The sequence below is a fragment of the Bacillus sp. FSL L8-0152 genome (assembly GCF_038006365.1).
In the GTDB taxonomy this organism is placed as follows: Bacteria; Bacillota; Bacilli; order Bacillales; family Bacillaceae_G; genus Bacillus_A; species Bacillus_A cereus.
Window position 1 is genome coordinate 2269857 of record NZ_JBBOVB010000001.1, and the last position, 18900, is coordinate 2288756.

The window sequence follows — 18900 nt, forward strand, 5'->3', positions numbered from 1 at the left end:
TAATAAAAATAGCTAGTCCAAACCTTATAAATCAATCTTACATAATATGTAGTAATAAGTTTGAAAGGGGAATTAGTATGTCTTGTTATTACTACTGTAAGTATTGTAAGGAGTATAAAAAGAAGCATCATGATTGTTGTAAGAACACTAGTAAGTGCCATGATAACAAGGACAATCTTGTTAGAGCATCCGCATTTAGAGCTAGAAATACAGTAAATCAAAATGTTCCTGCTAATACTTTTGTGAAAGTGTTATTTCAAAATGAACAATTTGATTTAGCGAATGAGTATAATCCAGCAACATCTATTTTTATGCCGAAGACTAAAGGAGTATATTCTATTATTGGAACGATTGGTTTCTTTCCAAACGATCCAACTTTAAATTATAGAGCGCGTGTAGAAATTCGTGTGAATGGAAACGCAGCGATAGCTATAGATAATGACTTTTTTGGTCCAATAAGTTTTGGAAATGTAGTAAGTGTTTCGACGATTGTTCAATTGAATGCAGGGGATGAAGTTGAGATTTATGCACAAAGTAGTATAGATGGAGTTTTAAGTCCTTTAGAAGATGGTGCACATTTTGAAGCAGCTAGATTTCCTTCTCCAATTAAATAAAGTCATTAAACAATGAGTTTACAGAAGCTTAAAGGTAAACCCTCACCGAAATGGTGAGGGTTTTTTACTCTATTAAAAATAGTAACAGGTCGTCCAAGCTATTCTAATCTATATAGCATACTATGTAAAAATAAGTGTAAAGGGGGACTAACTATGTCTTATTATTACTGTAAGTATTGTAAAGATTATAAAAAGGAAAGTCATGATTGTTATAGGAAAAGTAGTAAATGTGATAGGAAGTATGTAAAGGTGAAGTGTTGTGATGATAAGAAAGAGGAGCTTGTAAGGGCATCGGCATTTAGAGCTGTGAATACAGTTAATCAACCTGTTCTAGCAAATACTCCTGTTAAAGTATTATTTCAAAATGAACAATTTGATCTAGCGAATGAATATAATCCAGTAACATCCATTTTCACTCCGAAAACTAGAGGGGTATATAGTGTATTAGGAAATATAACATTTTCTCCAAATGATTTTAATGTGAATTACAGAGCTAGAGTAGAAATTCGTGTGAATGGAAATCCAGCAATAGCGATAGATAATGATTTCTTTGGAACAGGAGTATTTTTTAATAATGATGTTTCCGTAACTACTATTCTTCAATTAGAAGCAGGAGATGTAGTTGAAATTTTTGCAGAAAGTAGTATTGCTGGCGTAATTGTACAAAATGTTAATGGTGTAAATACGGTTCACTTTGAAGTGGCAAGATTTCCTTCTCCAATTAAATAAAACAGATCATTAAATGTTTTTTAGTAGGTTTAGTTAATCCCCTTACCAAATGGTGGGGGATTATTATTGTTTTTCTAAAATATATAAGTAAACAGGTTAAGTATAGTTTAATTTGTAAGGGTTTCAATCTTCTTCAGATAATAAACAGAATAATAAGTAACATGCTTGTACAAACTCATTGTTAGTAAGTTTACTAGTTTTCTTATAGAACAAGAAAGAAGGAATACATAAAAGATCGTATCGTTACGTTTTTTCTTTACTATATAGAAATTATATATTGAACATAGATTTGTGAAGGTAATACTAATACACTGAAAAGAATAACATAAAGGCGATTACACTATATAAAAACAAAATCAATCCTAAGATGAGTAGTATTGGATGCAGCTTGAACATATTTGACCTCCTTGAGTATATAAAGAATTTTAATATATTATTGGTCAATTTAGAAGGGGGACGGTTGCATAAAAAAAGAGCATACATAATAAGTACGCTCTAAAGAAAGATAGGTTTTATGAGTGGATAATCTCCATACGATAATATATGTTCTTTTAATAAAAACGTGTAAAAAATCAATGAATTATCAATGGAATATCATAAAATGTGTAATTTTAGTTTAGGAATGCATTTATTTTCTTTCTCAGTTATTTTAGGTAACAAATTTGTGAAAATCGTACATTATGCGAACTAACAACGGGATAGCGATCGTACTTCAGTCACATATTTCTTAAAGTCTGGATATTGCGTGATAGTTTGACATTTAGGGGTGCATAGTTGATTAATTATAGACACATTTGTAATTACTTCGTTACAAGGACCGAAAAATGTAACTTTTAGTTTTGAATTTGGTGGGATTTTGAACACGATAGGTTTTTTTTCCATGAAATCAGCTCCTAATATTGAGTATTATAAGTTAAAGGATGTAGAGTCGTATTAGTATAATATGAAACTTCAGTGGATTTGCTTATAATAAAGAATTTCATAGTAGTAAAATTGCTTAAAGATGTAAAGGGGAAATTGAGAATGCGAAATAAAACGTTTAATTAATATAATCAATAAATACGCAAATGGTTAATATAACTAATGCATTTTTTTATTTTCTACATATTATGTTAGTAAGAATTGTATAAGGAGGTAGTATAAAATAGTGGAAGAAAATGTACAAGCTCAGCTTTCGCCACCGTGGATCACATATTTTAATGAATTAAAAAATTCAATAGGTGCTGATCCAACTGTTACAGTTGGGCCGCTTATTCCTGTTGGTGGTAATTATATTATTTTAGTGCATGCGTTAAGTTTGGAAGTTTTAATTTAATAATGTAGGGGGATGTTTTCTAATATCCGTAAAAATGATTGATACCTGGATTGATAGGACGAGATTACATAACAAATGAATAGTAGGGTATATTTCAAATATGAGAATGTTTTATATGGTATATATGTTAAAGTTAATAGAAATATTTCTGAAAGAGAATATATTTTTTAAAACAGTAACGATTCTTTTTATTTATATTATAGATAGCTAGTTTTAGAGAGATAAGGCTTACAATAAAACAAGCTATGAATAAGACATTAAAAAGGAGCTGGAATGTATGGGTTATATTGTAGATATTTCAAAATGGAATGGAACTATCAATTGGGATATTGCAGCATCTCAGCTAGATTTAGTGATTGCTAGAGTTCAAGATGGCTCTAATACGGTGGATTTTATGTATCAAAATTATGTTAGTGAAATGAAAAAGTATAGTATCCCATTCGGTAATTATGCTTTTTGCCGTTTTATATCTATTGCTGATGCAAAGAAAGAGGCACAAGATTTTTGGAATCGTGGTGATCAATCAGCTAAGTTTTGGGTGGCGGACGTAGAAGTTCAAACGATGGCAGATATGCAAGGCGGGACACAGGCATTTATTGATGAATTACGCCGTTTAGGTGCGGAAAAAGTAGGATTATATGTAGGGCATCACATGTATTTATCATTTGGAGCACGTAATATTGAAGCTGATTTCGTATGGATCCCTCGTTATGGAGGGAATAAGCCAGCATATCCATGTGATATTTGGCAATATACGGATTCAGGGAATGTTCCTGGGATTGGGAAATGTGATCTGAATCGATTAGTAGGAAATAAGTCACTTTCTTGGTTTATAGATTCGAACAAAGCAAATCAATCTAACATAGTGTATAAACAGCAACCGAATGGCATTGGTATTGCAGTTTCGAAATATCCTGATGGATACGGAATAAATTTATATGAGAACCCCATGAATCCTCAATTTACAGGTGCACTCACTCAGAAAATTCCATATTTAATCTTAACAGGTTATTGGGGAGGCGGTGAGCAAGATATGATTTGTTTAGGGAACGATAAGCAGTGGGCATATTTAAAACATTTTAAGGTGAAATGGTTTTATGCAACTTCGAAATATCCTGTCGGCTACAGAGTAAATTATTATGAAGAGCCTGAATGTATGAATTATAAAGGAAATATAGATGGATCGACATCTTTTCGAGTGTGGGGTAGAGTGGGAAATGCGGTAGATATCGGGCAGAATAGTTGGATACCTGAAGAACATGTAAGTATTAAGTAACTATAGCAGCCGTATTGTTTTTGAGGTGTATGTAAAGAGTCTTCTTACTATACATAATAGTAAGAAGACTCTTTATGTTTAAAAATGGAAATGCATGATACATAGTCAACTCATATGAAATGAATTACATGCAGAAAACACACTGTTTTCACAATGCCTGTGTATAGTTAATTTGCATAATGATAAAAGTGAGGTATTTGAATTGAAAAAGAAAAAAATATTTATTGGAACAATTATTTCATGCGTGATGCTAGCATTATCTGCATGTGGTTCTTCAGACAACGTAGTAACATCAAAAGTAGGAAATGTTACAGAGAAAGAATTAAGTAAAGAATTAAGACAACAATATGGAGAAAGTACTTTATATCAAATGATGTTAAGTAAGGCATTGTTAGATAAATATAAAGTTTCGGATGAGGAAGCAAAAAAGAAAGTAGAAGAAGCAAAAGATAAAATGGGTGAGAACTTTAAATCAACTTTAGAACAACTTGGATTGAAAAATGAAGATGAATTAAAAGAAAAAATGAAGCCAGAAATTGCATTTGAGAAAGCGATTAAAGCAACAGTCAAAGAAAAAGATGTGAAAAATAACTATAAACCAGAAATGAAAGTAAGTCACATTTTAGTGAAAGATGAAAAGACAGCTAAAGAAGTAAAGGAGAAAGTAAATAATGGTGAAGATTTTGCTGCCTTAGCAAAACAGTATTCAGAAGATACTGGTTCAAAGGAACAGGGCGGGGAAATATCTGGTTTTGCTCCTGGACAAACTGTGAAAGAATTTGAGGAAGCTGCGTATAAATTAGATGCAGGCCAAGTAAGTGATCCAGTTAAAACAACTTACGGTTACCATATTATTAAAGTGACGGATAAAAAAGAATTGAAGCCATTTGATGAAGTAAAGGAAAAAATTCGTAAAGATTTAGAACAACAAAGACTACAAGATACGACAGGTAAATGGAAACAACAAGTAGTCAATGATTTATTGAAAGATGCTGATATTAAAGTGAATAATAAAGAATTTAAAGATACATTTAAATTTCTAGAAAAGAAATAATGATTGTAATCATAATTAGAAAAGGGAACTCATATAGAGTTCCCTTTTCTAATTAGTGTGTGAGTTATAAATAGATAGTAAGACAATACAATATTACATTTAAATATTAAGAATTACAATGGGAAATAATGGATATCGAACATAATTTAAAAAATAATACATATAATGTTTTTGAATAAATATTTAATATGGATAATTAGTAAAAAGCTGAGCATTCGAATGGAAAGGATGTTCTTTTTGGTGTGAAAATTTTAGGATAAATAATGAATCGTATTAAACGCGTCATTTACCACATCAATAAATTAAGGTGGGGAGAATATATGAAAGTAATCTTTCAAGGAGAGGGCGGCGCGAAAATTTTTGAGTCATATGATGAAAATGTAAGTGATTTATTAGCTATATTAAAAGAAACGAAAGGGATTAAAATCGGGATTGTTGAGTATAAAGTGTTAAAGTACGAACTTAATTATTTTCGTCATCCGAAAAAAGCGGATACAGAGAGAGAGTTACATATAATAGTACAACCTAAGTATATGTAATGAAATATAATAATAAAAATCACTGATTCAGTTTTGTAAAGTTTCATAGAGTATGTAAGAAAAGAGAGTGTTGTAAATGCTCTCTTTTCTTATGCTTTGTGAGTTCGTTCATCATAGTATATGTGTTCAGTTATAGATGGTTAATAAACGAAAAAATTTAAAACTTTTTTGTTTAGGCAGGGATTTTATATTTAAGTAAATAAATATACTATGAAGTATTTTTTATACGAATATTGGAGGAGTATAAAATGAGTTTAGCAAGTTACATAGGCTGTAATGTAGAAATTCCGTTAACGGAGCCCGATTCTAATGATGTAATTGTTTTTGGATCATGTTTTGCAGAGGAAAGTATGCTTGAAATGGTACAAGAGTATCAATTCCAAAAAAATTACATATATGAGGTTTCAACTAGTTGGGGAATTGAACTTGTCGAGTGGCAAAACGTAAAGGAAAAAAAAGAAGCGAAAGAAAAACTTTTAACTTTATGCAAGATTATGGAAGGTTATTTGGAAGATGGAGACTATTTCGAATTATTCAGTTGTTGGGTTGGTGATGAAGATAAGGAACGAGTAGGGGAATTGAAATTAAAAATAAATCATTTTAATATAGATGAATTATGTATTCCAGAAAGAACATTAGTTAGGATAGAAAAATAAACATTGAAATATTTTTTAAGAAAAGGCGATTTCACTTTGTGTGAAGTCGCCTTTTAGTTGTTATATGCATTTTACATAAGAAATGAGAAGTTTATTTGATAAAGGAAAAAAGTATGGAGATAAATAAAATTATGTTTTTTGTTAAAAAATAATAAGTATGGCTCTTCTCAAAAGAACGTAAGTTCGTGTATAATAAGAACGAATGTTCTTTTGAGAGGTAACCTAATTATAGTTTAGAAGTAAATCCGAGTTTAGTGCGTATTAAAAATAACTAAGGGATAGTATGGCTAAATAAATGTATAAATGATCAAGGAGATAAAAATGAACGATGTAAAGATACAAAAGGAAGAAAGAGAGTGGGTTCCGTTTACAGTAATATCCGAACAACTTTTAAATATGAGAAAGATTATTGGAGAGAAATTAAAAGTACAAAAACGGCTTTTAACAAACGAAGCAAAAGAGAGAATTTCTGATAAATTATTAACGTCATTACTGTCTGAGAAAGAAATATTGGTAACATATTTTGAAGATGGTTACATACTAACAAACTACATGACTGTTGTACATATCAATCCGGTAAAACAAATTGTAATTTGTACAGACGCCTTTTATAAAACTTACGTATTTAACGCTATGGATATTATTGAAATAACGTAAAAGAAGCTGAATATTAAATGGCAGCTTCTTTTATTTCTGATTTATGAGACAAATAATACAAGAAAAAGCAGCTAGCTTCGTGCTAGCTGCTGAGCCCCAGGGAAAGGGAGAAAAAGATAGGGTACTCCAAAATCAACAAGAGCTGTCAAACAGCCTGATTATAGTATAGACAAATTAAGATTTTCTATACTAAAAGTTGAACATAAGATTAGGCTGTACCCACTTGGTTTTGATCTGCAAGGTCAGAATCAAATGTATTGGTCGCGCTAACACCGCTAAAAGTATTAACAACAAAACCAACGTTTGATGCGCCAGAGCCATTATAAGCTTTCGTATTTTCTTTTGGAGAAACGTTGTAGAAATCACCTAAGTTAAATGAACCATTACTATTTTGTACAACTAAATTCCCTACAACTGATGGCATAATTTTCACCTGCTTTATAATAAGTTGTTAACATTACTATATGGAGTTATAGTCCAGATGGTTCATATAATAAAAATTGTGGAATAGTAAAACGTTTGGAGCATGGATTTCAATAAAAGTGTGTTAAAATTAATATAATAAAGTTGAGTAATTTTTTTAAAAAATTTGTATAATTGATATATACGAAAATAAAGGAGGCAAAATGTAATGAAAGATATTATGAAAAAAGTTGATTTAACAGATGCCAAATCAAGTAATCTTGTTGCACTAATTTATAGTAATGAAGTTATATTAGTTGAAGACGCATTTTGTCCAAATGAAATAAAATTAAAGTTTAATGAAATTGCAATTTTATCTGCAATTAAAACAGCTCATATTGCGAAAGTGTCTATTAGGAAAGAACTTGAAGCGCTTTTTCATGATACGGGTGTTATATTAGTGAAACAAAATGTTGATTATGGTAGTAGCCAATCTATTACCATGCATTTTGAGCAATTTAAAAAATTGCAATATGAGATTGAATATTTAAATAAAAGTATGTAATAAGGCAGCTAAATAAAGGTTCTATCATAAAGGTGGAATGTGTTGTGTTGAAAAAGTGGTTTGAAAATTATTTGGGTGAATCGCATTGTAAACATAAATATATTTTTATTAAGATGCAGGATAATGAGGATTTTAAAAAAGATACATTAGGTGTAGTTTATATTTACCAGTGTGAAAAATGTGGAAAAGAGAAGTTGAAATGTAAAAACGATAATGAAATAAACAATGAATTTTTAGATATATAGCAAAAAGTAACCATGATGGTTACTTTTTTTATTTATGTATGCAATATCAAAACCATTACTAAAGTATGAGTTGAGTTGATACTATAGTAAATGGCTGAATAAAAATGAAGAGAGTAAGATATAGGGAAGGAGGATGAGAGAAATGCAGAGAAAAGAAATTGGTAAATCTGTAATTATTACAGGTGTGACACAAGGGTTAGGACGTGCGATGGTTGACCGATTTGATGAATTAGGGTGGAACATATATGGTTGTGGACGTTCAAAAGATAAAATTGAAGAACTAAAAAAACAGTACAGTAAAATACATGATTTTCAAGTAATTGATGTTTCAGATTCTCAGCAAGTTAACAACTGGGCAAATTATATACTTAATAGACATACGGCTCCCGATATGATAATAAATAATGCATCGATTGTAAATCAAAATGCACAACTTTGGAAAATTACGGCTCAAGAATTCGAAAATGTAATGAATGTAAACGTGAATGGTGTAGTAAATGTAATAAGAGCGTTTGTTCCCGCAATGGTAGCTAGGAAAGAAGGAATTATCATTAATATGAGTTCTAGTTGGGGGAGAGAAGGTGAAGCTGAGCTTGCGCCATATTGTGCCTCAAAATTTGCAATTGAAGGTATCACTAAATCTATGGCACTGGAATTACCTCATGGCATGGCTGTAGTTGCTTTAGATCCTGGAGGGAGTATTAGTACTCCAATGCTGAAGTCATGTGCGCCACAATATATAAATGAATCACCTACACCTGAAACTTGGTCACATAAAGCAACTCAATATATATTGAATATAACAATAGATAAAAATGGAGATTCACTGACATGCCCAGCATGCATATAAAAAGCACCTTTAAGGTGCTTTTTATATTAGTAGCACATTATATCATTCACAAAATTACATTTAAAAAATAAAATAAAAGATTAAGGGTGGAATTTATTTATTCCGCTATTTGCCGATTAGTAAGACCCCTACCTCAAAATTCAGCGAAAGCAAAGAATTTAGGAGGGGGATGAAGAAAACCCCACTGATTAAAGTTTCACTTTATTTTGAAAGGTTTAGAAAATATTTAAATAGGTGATAAAAATGAATCCAAGCGGTTTAAAAGTTACAGGGGCATGGTTTCAAGTAGGTGGGAACCTTACAGCTGCAATTGGAACGACAAGAGGATTTATTGGAGAAGAGAAAGTTGAATCGGATCTCGTTATTGTAGGAAGCTCATTACAAGCCCTCGGGTATATATTACAAATCATTGCGAGCAATTATGATGATGGGGAAGAAAAAAGAGAAAATCAAAATATAGGCTTAGAGAATCAAAGTAAATTACTTGATCAAATAGGAATTGAGCTATTAGCATTAGGGAATATATCAAATGTAATAGGAACATATTTTAATATAAATGAACAATCGAAAGAAAATGATTATCTTATTATTACAGGGAACAATTTACAATCGATCGGTGCTTTTTTAGGAGTAGAAGCAGCTTTGATGGATATAAATGTACTACAGAAAATTATTATATTAGGTAACTCCATGCAAAGTTTAGGTGCTGGATTACAAGCGTATCAAGGTGTTTCAAATGTATTGAAAGATGAGAGAGAAAATGAAGATAGTATTTTTGATAAGAAGGATGAGAGAATAATTGCACTCATTGGTATTTGGATACAAGCGATAGGAACGTTAATTTCTGCAATTGGAGTAACTGCAATAGAGGAAGAAAATAGGCTAGAAAACAATGAAAAGGTTGAAATACTTATATAAATAGAAGGAGATACATGAATTTTATAGGTACGTTAAGATTAAAATAGTAGTAGGTTTTTTTGCCTATAGATAGAATATATAAAGTAAGAGATGTTATATATACTTAATGAAAATTTATGTAACAACAACATCATAAGGTTTCTTTACGTATGTTTTGAAAAGGGATATATAAAATACAAAATAAGGAGTTTTCAAGGGATGATGTATTTATTAGCAATTTTTCTTCCACCTGTTGCTGTACTATTTTGTGGAAAACCAATTCAGGCAATAATAAATTTCATATTAACATTAATATTTTGGGTGCCAGGAGTTATACATGCAATTCTTGTAGTGCATGATAAAAAAGCTGATCGGCGTTTGAAAAAACAAATTCAAGCATATGATGAAATTAATAAGAGGAATCGAAGATAATTCATCTGTGAAATGTTTTTAAAAGAAAGGAGGATTAACCTCCTTTTTTTAGTGGGTGTTAAGTTTAAATTTTTGTGTGGCGGAAAGAATTTTTAATATAAGTTTTATGATAATAACTTTTAGATTGTGCATGTAATAGGCCAGTATAAATACTTTCTGGTACATTAAAGAAATCGTACATACCATTCTTTAATTGGATTCGCAAAATCATAGAAAAAGGATTATAGCCAACAGCAACTATATTTTTTGAAATCACGGGAGATAGCTTCATCATTACGCAACTCCTCACTTTTCATTTTTAATAATTTCTTGTAGATATTGAGGTTGTGAAGTTGAAATCCTTATAAATTAAGAGGTATTATACTTATATGCAATATATTAAATGTTTGTTATACGTAATTATAAGGAAGTTCACACGAAGTACATATCGTTGTGCTATTTTTATTTCACCTTTGATTTATAAATAAGAAAATATTGACCATTTGAAAAAAAGGTATATTATTTATACGAGGTATTAAAAATTCACTTTTTACATTCTATGCTTAAAGGGGCAGCGTTATTAGGAAAAATAGAAGTGAAAATAGTTTGTATAAGAAGTATTCTAAAATTTATAATCTGTGAATTGGGAAAATATTGAATGCTCCAGGTCAATATACTTTCTTAATCAAATGCATTTTAGAAAGTGACCTCAATATTTTTAAGTAAATCAACGGGAGAATTGAAAGGCAGGAGAAAGTAACATGTCAGAAAATTATCGTTCTCGAGAGGAACGACGACAAGTTAAAAAGAAAAAACAACCAGCTTCTAAAACACAAAAACCAAAAGGTAAAACATCATTCTTTCGCAAGTTTTTAATTACTTGTTTATTACTTGGTATTGTTGGTTTAGTGGCGGGGGTTGCTACCTTTTTCGTAATGATTAAGGATGCACCAAAACTTGAGAAAGCAAAACTTGTTAATCCGTTATCCTCAAAAATTTATGATAAAAACGGGGATTTGGTATATGAATATGGAAAAGAAAAAAGGACGAATGTTACGTATGAGCAAATACCTAAATTAGTAGAAAATGCATTTTTAGCGACAGAAGATTCACGTTTTTATGAGCATAGCGGAGTAGATTTTAAAGGTACTGCGCGTGCTGTTCTAGTAAGTCTTAAAGGAGATTACGGTTCTCAAGGTGGAAGTACGATAACACAGCAAGTTATTAAAAACTACTTCTTATCAATGGACAAAACACCAAAGCGTAAGGCGCAAGAAATATATTTAGCTTATAAGCTAGAACAACAGTATTCAAAACATGAAATATTAGAGATGTACTTAAATAAAATTAACTTAGGAAACCGTTCATATGGGATCGCAACAGCAGCACAAAACTACTATGGTAAAGAATTGAAGGACTTAACATTACCAGAAGTTGCGATGTTGGCAGGTTTACCGAAAGCACCGAATAACTATGATCCAACGAAAAAAGAAAATGTTCAAAAAGCAACAGAAAGAAGAAATGTTGTTCTAAACTTAATGAATCGACATGGATATATAACAAAACAGGAAATGGAAGAAGCATTAAAAGTTGACGTAGAAAAGGGACTCAAGCCTGCAACTCAACTACAAACAATGCCATACCCTGCATTTATGGATGCAGTTGTGAAAGAAGTAGAAAAAGAATTGCCAGATGCTAATATTGGTTCTGATGGTTTAGAAATTTATACAACGTTAGATCCGAAAGCACAGAAACTCGCTGATAATATTTTAAATAATAATATCATTGATTATCCGAACGATAAATTCCAAGGTGCATTTACATTTATGGATACGAAAACAGGAGAAGTTCGTGCTATAGGTAGTGGCCGTGGAGAAAATAAAGCTGTATTTAAAGGGCATAATATGGCAATTGAATTAGATCGTGCAGCTGGTTCAACGATGAAGCCGATTTTCGACTACGCTCCTGCAATTGAATATTTAAAATGGGCCACGTACCATCAAATTGATGACTCTCCATTTAAGTATTCAACGGGACAAGAAGTACGAAATTCAGATAGAAGTCATATGGGACCTATTACAATGCGTGTGGCATTAGAAAAGTCACGAAATATCCCAGCAATTAAGACTGCGAAAGAAGTTGGAATTAATAAATCAAAAGACTTCTCTGAGAAATTAGGCATTACATTTAATGCGGCACCGACTGAATCAACAGCGATTGGTACAAATGAAGTATCACCAACTGAAATAGCGGGCGCTTATGCGGCATTTGGTAATGATGGTAAATATACGAAACCGCATTTTGTTAAGAAAGTTGTTTATCCAGATGGTAAGTCACAAAGTTTTGGACAAAAGCCAAAACAAGTTATGACAGATTCTACGGCATATATGATTACAGATATGCTTCGTTCTGTAGTTACATCAGGTACTGGTACATCTGCAAATATAGCATCTTTAGATGTAGCTGGTAAAACGGGTACGACAAACTACTCATCAAAACAATTAGCTCAATATAAAATTCCAGAAAGTGCAACTCGTGATAGTTGGTTTGCTGGATATACACCGCAATATACGATGGCAGTATGGACGGGGTATATGAAAGATGGTAAAGACGAGTATATTAGTAGTAAAAATACGAAAATTGCACAGTTGATCTTTAAAGAAATGATGAGTGAAATGGCTACAGATAAATCACGCTTTAAAATGCCAAGTAGCGTTATTCAAGAAGGTAGTGAGCTACGTATAAAAGGTGAAAAACGTGATTCATCGCCAAATACTAGCGTACCGGATACAACGGAGCAACCAAAACAAGATCAACAGCAAAAAACTGAAGAAGAGAAAAAGCAAGAAGAATTAAAGAAACAAGAAGAACTGAAAAAACAAGAAGAGCAAAAGAAACAAGAGGAACTTAAGAAGCAAGAAGAACAAAAGAAACTAGAAGAGCAAAAGAAACAAGAAGAAGAAAAGAAACAAAATGAACAAAATAACGGAAATGGTCAAGGAACGACACCTCCAGCGAATAACGGAGGAGGCCAAGGAACGACACCTCCAGCAAATAACGGAGGAGGTCAAGGAACGACACCTCCAGCGAATAATGGAGGAGGCCAAGGAACGACACCTCCAGCAAATAACGGAGGAGGTCAAGGAACGACACCTCCAGCGAATAATAATGGAGGTCAAGGAACTCCAACCCCACCTGCAACAGTACAACCAAATAATGGTGGAAATGCAGGAGAGGTTCCTGCCAATAATGGACAATAAGAAAAATTTATAGAAAAGTTTTCAAAAGAGCACTTAAGATTTGTAGGAATTTACAATCTTAAGTGCTCTTTTCATTTTGCTACAGAAAATGTAATGTTAAGGGCCGGATAGAAAAAGAGTGAATGTAGTTTATGTGAAATATAACGTAAAGAGAGAAATGATTGTACGTGCGGGTTATCCCGGAAAGGGACTAACTGTGATGGATTACATAAACCATTAAATGAGTGGGAATTATATTCAAATCTTTAATAAATGTCTTTCTTTAACGGTTACTTTAGTTTGGAAAACAATTAAAAAGTCGAATTTCTTATTTAAGGAATTCGACTTTTTATGTTGAAACTGGATTAAAGGTTCGCCTTATTAAAATGTAGGGGTAATACAGTGATAGCTATTAAATGTTAAACGTACCATAAAAATTTTGAAAAAAAATTGAAGGGAAATGATAAAAGACTTGAGTCGGAGGTAGTGGAGGATAACTATGGCTATGAATGGGAGTACTACTGGGGTGTGTACCATGATGCCAAAATGATGGGGTAACTTGACCGGGAATTTGATATTGCTGCCAAGTTGCGGGAAGTTCAATTCCTACATCGGAGCTAGCTGTATGAACTGCAGGAACATGTATTCCAGGAGTCGAAGGAACTACGGCAGTTACTCTTAATAATACCCACATGAAATATTCACTCCTAAGTTGTGATAATAAATTAGTATATTCTTTTCACACATATAAAGGCACATATATAGGACTTTCGTTTAAAACATGCGTACAAAGTCTTAAGACTAATGTAAGCTGATGGTGGACTATTTAATATGAAAAGATACGTCTATTTGCGGAGGGAAAAGAGATAAAAAAAATGTACAATGAGGGTGTTAATCGTAATATTTTACGAGTGTATGGAGGTATTTTTATGGAACGATTATGGACGAAATCATTTATTCAAATGACTTTCGCAATGTTATTTTTATTTACAGGATTTTATTTACTTGTTCCAACGCTCCCGCTCTTTATTAAAGAGATAGGTGGCAATGAATCGCAAGTTGGACTCATGATGGGAATGTTTACAATAGCTGCTGTTGTAATACGACCGATTATTGGAGGAATGTTAGATCAATATGGTAGAAGATCCTTTATTATTTTCGGACTCATCTTTTTTGGATTAACGATGTATTCCTATAATATAGCATCGACTATTGTCCTTTTAGCTGTTTTACGTGTTATTCACGGAGTAACATGGGCTGTTTCTACAACAGCTGTTGGAACAGCAATAACGGATATTATTCCAGATTCACGCCGTGGTGAAGGTATGGGCTGGTACGGGATGGCGATGACAATTGCAATGGCGATCGGACCAATGATTGGACTATGGGTTGTACAAAATTATTCATTTCATGGTCTATTTTTATTAGCGACGTTGTTATCTTTTATGGCAGTCGTATTATCACTAATAACGAAGATGCCATTTACGCCACAAAAAGAAAAAGGGAAAATTCAGCTATTTGAGAAATCTGTATTAACAATCACGATTGTAGTATTCTTTTTATCGTTTGCATATGGAGGAATAACAACCTTTTTACCGTTATTTGCATCATCAATTCATGTGAATCCAGGAACTTTCTTTCTTGTATATGCAATTGCATTAACAATTGTAAGACCAATTTCAGGGAAACTATTAGATAAGTATGGAGAAGTATTCATCATACTCCCAGCATTATGTATTACTATTTTAGCTATAGTTGTTTTAACTATTTCAAATGGTTTGTTAGGTGTAATTATCGCAGCAACATTATACGGTATTGGATTTGGTTCAGCGCAGCCAGCTTTGCAAGCGGCAATGCTTACAATTGTCGATCCGAGTAAAAGAGGAGTTGCAAATGCTTCATTTTTTACAGCGTTTGATTTAGGAATCGGGTTAGGTGCTATTTTACTTGGAGTTGTTTCACAAATGTTTGGTTATCGTATTTTATTTTCAGGGAGTGCAATTTCGGCATTAATAGCCTTAATCATTTTCGTCTTCTTTGTAAAACAACGATTAGGAAAAAAAGAGTTTGCGTAAACTGGAGGAATAAAGATGAGAATTTCAATTGATCGTAAAGCTCTGCAATGGTTCCAGGAAGAATTACGTATAAAGCACGGTGAATCTGTACGTTTTACTGTAAGGTACGGAGGGGATAGTTCAATTCAGCCCGGATATTCTTTAGGGGTTGTTGCTGAGAAACCAGATGGGGAAATAGTGTCAGTTGAGAAGGAAGGTATTATATTTTTTGTAGATTCTGATGATCTTTGGTATTTTCAAAACTATGATTTATTTGTAAGTTATCATGAGGAAATGGAAGAAATTCAATTTAATTATGTAAAATAATAACTTTATTAAAAATGAATAAGTTTTATATAAAAATTATATTTAAGAGATAGTGAAATAAATATCATATAGTAACGAGCTGTATTTATGTACAGCTCGTTTTTTTTATTTCTCAAATAAAATTAGAATAATTGTATATTTGGAGGTGTTATATGAAAAATCTTTATATCTTGTTTTTGAAAATACGCAAAAAAGTCTATTCTTTCTTTATAAAATATAAGAATTATTTTCAAAAAATTGTATTGTTACAGTAAGAAAAGTGTAGGAAACTTATCATTATAAAATAAATTGAAATCTTCTAAAAACTCTGATACATTGAAATAGAAATGTAGTTTCACAATATTGTAAAGGCTTACAGTTATGTGCACGAAGATCTATTAGGATTGGAGGAAATAATGATGAAAGCTGAAGAAAAATTTTCCCCGGGATTAGATGGTATAGTGGCAGCGGAGACGAAAATCTCGTTTCTTGACACAGTAAAAGGTGAAATTGTAATTCAAGGGTATGACTTAATCGAACTCTCAAAAACAAAAGAGTATTTAGACATTGTGCACCTTTTATTGGAGGAACATCTACCGAATGAAGATGAAAAAGCAACACTTGAAAAGAAATTAAAAGAAGAATATGCAGTACCAGAAGGTGTATTCAACGTACTAAAGGCATTGCCTAAAGAGACGCATCCCATGGATGGATTACGTACAGGTGTGTCAGCGTTAGCTGGTTACGATAATGATATCGAAAACCGCTCATTAGAAGTGAATAAAAGCCGAGGGTACAAGCTGTTAAGTAAAGTGCCAAACATTGTAGCGAATAGCTATCATATTTTAAATAATGAGGAGCCAATTGAACCTCTTAAAGAATTATCTTATAGTGCGAATTTCTTCTATATGTTAACTGGTAAAAAACCAACTGAACTTGAGGAAAAGATCTTTGATCGTTCCCTTGTTTTATATAGTGAGCATGAAATGCCAAACTCTACATTTACAGCGCGCGTTATTGCATCAACACAATCAGATTTATACGGTGCTTTAACAGGTGCAGTTGCATCTTTAAAAGGAAGTTTACATGGCGGTGCAAATGAAGCGGTTATGCACATGCTTTTAGAAGCTGGTAATGTTGAGAAATTTGAAGAGTTATTACAGAAGAAACTATATAACAAAGAAAAAATTATGGGCTTTGGACACCGTGTTTATATGAAGAAGATGGATCCAAGAGCACTTATGATGAAGGAAGCTTTAAAACAGTTATGTGATGTAAAAGGTGATTATACACTATATGAAATGTGTGAAGCTGGAGAAAAGATTATGGAAAAGGAAAAAGGAATTTATCCAAATCTTGATTATTATGCAGCTCCAGTATATTGGATGCTAGGTATTCCAATTCAACTTTACACACCTATCTTCTTTAGCTCTAGAACAGTGGGATTATGTGCGCACGTTATTGAGCAACATGCAAATAATCGTTTGTTCCGTCCGCGTGTAAATTATATTGGCGAGCGACATGTACTTAGTAAATAAGAACAACTGGGGAGTTGTTAGCACCGCCCGCCAGATGGGTGTTTGACCGACACCCATCATTAATAATAACGAATTTTCGACAGAAAGGGAAGGATAGCATGATTAAAACAAATGAAATTAAGCAAAAAGATGCATTATTAGAAGAGATTACGGATTATGTATTAAATAAAGAGGTTACTAGTGCAGAAGCATTCAGTACAGCTCGTTACGTATTACTTGATACACTTGGATGTGGAATTTTAGCACTACAATATCCAGAATGTACGAAATTACTAGGACCAGTTGTGCCAGGAACAGTCGTGCCAAATGGTACACGTGTACCAGGTACGTCTTATGTACTAGATCCAGTAAAAGGTGCATTTAATATCGGATGTATGATCCGTTGGTTAGACTATAACGATACTTGGCTTGCAGCAGAGTGGGGACATCCATCTGATAACCTAGGCGGAATTTTAGCGGTCGCAGATTATATTAGCCGTGTTCGCATTTCAGAAGGAAAAGAAGCTTTAAAAGTACGTGAAGTATTAGAAATGATGATTAAAGCACATGAAATTCAAGGCGTGCTTGCTTTAGAAAACAGCTTAAACAGAGTTGGTCTTGACCATGTATTATATGTAAAAGTAGCAACAACTGCAGTAGTTGCGAAAATGCTTGGCGGAACACGTGAAGAAATCTTTAATGCATTATCACATGCGTGGATTGATAATTCTAGTCTTCGTACATATCGTCATGCTCCAAATACGGGCTCACGTAAATCATGGGCTGCAGGTGACGCAACGAGCCGCGGTGTTCATCTTGCAATGACTGCTCTAAAAGGTGAAATGGGTTATCCAACAGCATTATCTGCGCCAGGATGGGGATTCCAAGATGTATTATTCAATAAACAAGAATTAAAATTAGCAAGACCACTAGAGTCATATGTAATGGAAAATGTATTATTTAAAGTGTCATATCCAGCAGAATTCCATGCACAAACAGCTGCAGAATGTGCAGTGAAGTTGCATCCGGAAATTAAAGAGAGATTGGATGAAATTGACCGTATTACAATTACGACTCATGAATCAGCAATTCGTATTATTGATAAAGAAGGCCCATTAAATAACCCAGCTGATCGTGATCATTGCTTACAATACATTACGGCAATTGGTTTATTAAAAGGAGATATCGTTGCAGACGATTATGAAGATGCAGTAGCAAACGATCCACGTGTAGACGAATTACGTAATAAGATGGTTGTTGTTGAAAACAAACAGTACAGTTTAGATTACCTTGACCCGAACAAGCGCTCAATCGCCAACGCTGTTCAAGTTCACTTTAAAGATGGCACAGTAACAGAAAATGTGGAATGTGAATATCCACTTGGTCACCGTTTCCGTAGAGACGAAGCAATTCCAAAAGTTGTTCAAAAATTCACTGCAAATATGGCAGGTCATTATTCTAGTAAGCAACAAGAACAAATTCATGAAGTTTGTTTAAATGAAGAAAAGCTAGAAAATATGAATGTAAATGAATTTGTAGATCTATTCTTAATTTAATAATAGGGGGAATTTAGA

General features: G+C 32.7%; 22 protein-coding genes. 18 read left to right on the plus strand and 4 right to left on the minus strand.

The annotated features are described in order from the left end of the window. The first annotated feature begins 77 nt into the window (after positions 1-77). Positions 78-614 (plus strand): C1q-like domain-containing protein, encoded by a 537-nt coding sequence (locus MHH27_RS11565; RefSeq protein ID WP_001278088.1) that lies wholly within the window; start codon positions 78-80, stop codon positions 612-614. A gap of 153 nt (positions 615-767) precedes the next feature. Further along, a complete protein-coding gene (locus MHH27_RS11570) occupies positions 768-1343 on the plus strand; it encodes a hypothetical protein (protein ID WP_000122945.1) in 576 nt (191 codons plus the stop codon). 687 nt (positions 1344-2030) lie between these two features. Here the strand turns inward: MHH27_RS11570 and MHH27_RS11575 are convergent. Further along, entirely contained in the window at positions 2031-2225 is a 195-nt protein-coding gene (locus MHH27_RS11575; RefSeq protein WP_000412557.1) for a hypothetical protein, read from the minus strand. A gap of 265 nt (positions 2226-2490) precedes the next feature. Between MHH27_RS11575 and MHH27_RS11580 the strand changes: the two genes are divergently transcribed. The 6 genes from MHH27_RS11580 (at position 2491) to MHH27_RS11605 (ending at position 6840) form a co-directional block, all read left to right on the plus strand. Further along, entirely contained in the window at positions 2491-2658 is a 168-nt protein-coding gene (locus MHH27_RS11580) for a hypothetical protein (RefSeq protein WP_000392277.1), read from the plus strand. Between the two features lie 277 nt (positions 2659-2935). Then, positions 2936-3934, plus strand: coding sequence for a glycoside hydrolase family 25 protein (locus MHH27_RS11585; protein WP_000540668.1), 999 nt, complete (start codon positions 2936-2938; stop codon positions 3932-3934). Positions 3935-4136: 202 nt separating this feature from the next. Further along, positions 4137-4988, plus strand: coding sequence for a peptidylprolyl isomerase PrsA (locus MHH27_RS11590; protein WP_340942584.1), 852 nt, complete (start codon positions 4137-4139; stop codon positions 4986-4988). 320 nt (positions 4989-5308) lie between these two features. Further along, positions 5309-5527: a hypothetical protein gene (locus MHH27_RS11595; protein WP_000864277.1), complete on the plus strand. Its 219-nt coding sequence runs from the start codon at positions 5309-5311 to the stop codon at positions 5525-5527. A 248-nt stretch (positions 5528-5775) separates the two neighbouring features. Beyond that, on the plus strand, positions 5776-6183 hold the full coding sequence (locus tag MHH27_RS11600) for a hypothetical protein (protein ID WP_061660149.1): 408 nt from the start codon (positions 5776-5778) through the stop codon (positions 6181-6183). Positions 6184-6504: 321 nt separating this feature from the next. Continuing rightward, a complete protein-coding gene (locus MHH27_RS11605) occupies positions 6505-6840 on the plus strand; it encodes a YolD-like family protein (RefSeq protein WP_340942588.1) in 336 nt (111 codons plus the stop codon). Positions 6841-7048: 208 nt separating this feature from the next. Here the strand turns inward: MHH27_RS11605 and gerPF are convergent, their stop codons facing one another. After that, complete coding sequence (gerPF, locus tag MHH27_RS11610) at positions 7049-7264, minus strand: spore germination protein GerPF (RefSeq protein ID WP_001141569.1); 216 nt, start codon at positions 7262-7264, stop codon at positions 7049-7051. 207 nt (positions 7265-7471) lie between these two features. Here gerPF and MHH27_RS11615 point away from each other — a divergent pair, with 207 nt between their 5' ends. From MHH27_RS11615 to MHH27_RS11635, 5 genes are all read left to right on the plus strand, one after another. Further along, the gene (locus MHH27_RS11615) at positions 7472-7807 is read left to right on the plus strand and encodes a hypothetical protein (protein ID WP_000651909.1); all 336 of its coding nucleotides are present in this window, start codon (positions 7472-7474) and stop codon (positions 7805-7807) included. Positions 7808-7851: 44 nt separating this feature from the next. Further along, positions 7852-8052: a hypothetical protein gene (locus MHH27_RS11620; RefSeq protein ID WP_000915134.1), complete on the plus strand. Its 201-nt coding sequence runs from the start codon at positions 7852-7854 to the stop codon at positions 8050-8052. Positions 8053-8194: 142 nt separating this feature from the next. Continuing rightward, positions 8195-8902, plus strand: coding sequence for an SDR family oxidoreductase (locus tag MHH27_RS11625; RefSeq protein ID WP_001189038.1), 708 nt, complete (start codon positions 8195-8197; stop codon positions 8900-8902). 243 nt (positions 8903-9145) lie between these two features. Continuing rightward, positions 9146-9820 carry a DUF6944 family repetitive protein gene (locus MHH27_RS11630; RefSeq protein WP_098235643.1) on the plus strand — a complete coding sequence of 225 codons (675 nt, stop codon included), beginning with the start codon at positions 9146-9148 and terminating at the stop codon, positions 9818-9820. Positions 9821-10018: 198 nt separating this feature from the next. Beyond that, entirely contained in the window at positions 10019-10231 is a 213-nt protein-coding gene (locus MHH27_RS11635; RefSeq protein WP_000990219.1) for a YqaE/Pmp3 family membrane protein, read from the plus strand. Between the two features lie 64 nt (positions 10232-10295). Here MHH27_RS11635 and MHH27_RS11640 read toward each other — a convergent pair whose 3' ends face one another. Beyond that, the gene (locus MHH27_RS11640; RefSeq protein WP_000977080.1) at positions 10296-10505 is read right to left on the minus strand and encodes a KTSC domain-containing protein; all 210 of its coding nucleotides are present in this window, start codon (positions 10503-10505) and stop codon (positions 10296-10298) included. A gap of 466 nt (positions 10506-10971) precedes the next feature. Here MHH27_RS11640 and MHH27_RS11645 point away from each other — a divergent pair, with 466 nt between their 5' ends. Next, complete coding sequence (locus MHH27_RS11645; protein ID WP_025118549.1) at positions 10972-13470, plus strand: transglycosylase domain-containing protein; 2499 nt, start codon at positions 10972-10974, stop codon at positions 13468-13470. A gap of 391 nt (positions 13471-13861) precedes the next feature. Here MHH27_RS11645 and MHH27_RS11650 read toward each other — a convergent pair whose 3' ends face one another. Beyond that, entirely contained in the window at positions 13862-14143 is a 282-nt protein-coding gene (locus MHH27_RS11650) for a hypothetical protein (protein ID WP_000270089.1), read from the minus strand. A gap of 235 nt (positions 14144-14378) precedes the next feature. Here MHH27_RS11650 and MHH27_RS11655 point away from each other — a divergent pair, with 235 nt between their 5' ends. From MHH27_RS11655 to prpD, 4 genes are all read left to right on the plus strand, one after another. Continuing rightward, the gene (locus tag MHH27_RS11655; RefSeq protein WP_014482022.1) at positions 14379-15524 is read left to right on the plus strand and encodes an MFS transporter; all 1146 of its coding nucleotides are present in this window, start codon (positions 14379-14381) and stop codon (positions 15522-15524) included. 15 nt (positions 15525-15539) lie between these two features. Then, positions 15540-15830, plus strand: a complete 291-nt coding sequence (locus tag MHH27_RS11660) for a HesB/YadR/YfhF family protein (protein ID WP_001222842.1) — start codon at positions 15540-15542, stop codon at positions 15828-15830. Between the two features lie 395 nt (positions 15831-16225). Continuing rightward, complete coding sequence (gene mmgD / locus MHH27_RS11665) at positions 16226-17347, plus strand: citrate synthase (RefSeq protein WP_340942596.1); 1122 nt, start codon at positions 16226-16228, stop codon at positions 17345-17347. Between the two features lie 98 nt (positions 17348-17445). Continuing rightward, complete coding sequence (prpD, locus tag MHH27_RS11670) at positions 17446-18882, plus strand: 2-methylcitrate dehydratase (protein WP_000598139.1); 1437 nt, start codon at positions 17446-17448, stop codon at positions 18880-18882. The last annotated feature ends 18 nt before the right edge of the window (positions 18883-18900 follow it).

What these genes read in the sequence shown, in the direction of transcription:
- MHH27_RS11565 (WP_001278088.1), top strand. Translation starts at nt 78, where the DNA reads ATGTCTTGTTATTACTACTGTAAGTATTGTAAGGAGTATAAAAAGAAG.
- MHH27_RS11570 (WP_000122945.1), top strand. Translation starts at nt 768, where the DNA reads ATGTCTTATTATTACTGTAAGTATTGTAAAGATTATAAAAAGGAAAGT.
- MHH27_RS11575 (WP_000412557.1), bottom strand. Translation starts at nt 2,225, where the DNA reads ATGGAAAAAAAACCTATCGTGTTCAAAATCCCACCAAATTCAAAACTA.
- MHH27_RS11585 (WP_000540668.1), top strand. Translation starts at nt 2,936, where the DNA reads ATGGGTTATATTGTAGATATTTCAAAATGGAATGGAACTATCAATTGG.
- MHH27_RS11595 (WP_000864277.1), top strand. Translation starts at nt 5,309, where the DNA reads ATGAAAGTAATCTTTCAAGGAGAGGGCGGCGCGAAAATTTTTGAGTCA.
- MHH27_RS11600 (WP_061660149.1), top strand. Translation starts at nt 5,776, where the DNA reads ATGAGTTTAGCAAGTTACATAGGCTGTAATGTAGAAATTCCGTTAACG.
- MHH27_RS11605 (WP_340942588.1), top strand. Translation starts at nt 6,505, where the DNA reads ATGAACGATGTAAAGATACAAAAGGAAGAAAGAGAGTGGGTTCCGTTT.
- gerPF (WP_001141569.1), bottom strand. Translation starts at nt 7,264, where the DNA reads ATGCCATCAGTTGTAGGGAATTTAGTTGTACAAAATAGTAATGGTTCA.
- MHH27_RS11615 (WP_000651909.1), top strand. Translation starts at nt 7,472, where the DNA reads ATGAAAGATATTATGAAAAAAGTTGATTTAACAGATGCCAAATCAAGT.
- MHH27_RS11625 (WP_001189038.1), top strand. Translation starts at nt 8,195, where the DNA reads ATGCAGAGAAAAGAAATTGGTAAATCTGTAATTATTACAGGTGTGACA.
- MHH27_RS11630 (WP_098235643.1), top strand. Translation starts at nt 9,146, where the DNA reads ATGAATCCAAGCGGTTTAAAAGTTACAGGGGCATGGTTTCAAGTAGGT.
- MHH27_RS11635 (WP_000990219.1), top strand. Translation starts at nt 10,019, where the DNA reads ATGATGTATTTATTAGCAATTTTTCTTCCACCTGTTGCTGTACTATTT.
- MHH27_RS11640 (WP_000977080.1), bottom strand. Translation starts at nt 10,505, where the DNA reads ATGATGAAGCTATCTCCCGTGATTTCAAAAAATATAGTTGCTGTTGGC.
- MHH27_RS11645 (WP_025118549.1), top strand. Translation starts at nt 10,972, where the DNA reads ATGTCAGAAAATTATCGTTCTCGAGAGGAACGACGACAAGTTAAAAAG.
- MHH27_RS11650 (WP_000270089.1), bottom strand. Translation starts at nt 14,143, where the DNA reads ATGTGGGTATTATTAAGAGTAACTGCCGTAGTTCCTTCGACTCCTGGA.
- MHH27_RS11655 (WP_014482022.1), top strand. Translation starts at nt 14,379, where the DNA reads ATGGAACGATTATGGACGAAATCATTTATTCAAATGACTTTCGCAATG.
- MHH27_RS11660 (WP_001222842.1), top strand. Translation starts at nt 15,540, where the DNA reads ATGAGAATTTCAATTGATCGTAAAGCTCTGCAATGGTTCCAGGAAGAA.
- mmgD (WP_340942596.1), top strand. Translation starts at nt 16,226, where the DNA reads ATGATGAAAGCTGAAGAAAAATTTTCCCCGGGATTAGATGGTATAGTG.
- prpD (WP_000598139.1), top strand. Translation starts at nt 17,446, where the DNA reads ATGATTAAAACAAATGAAATTAAGCAAAAAGATGCATTATTAGAAGAG.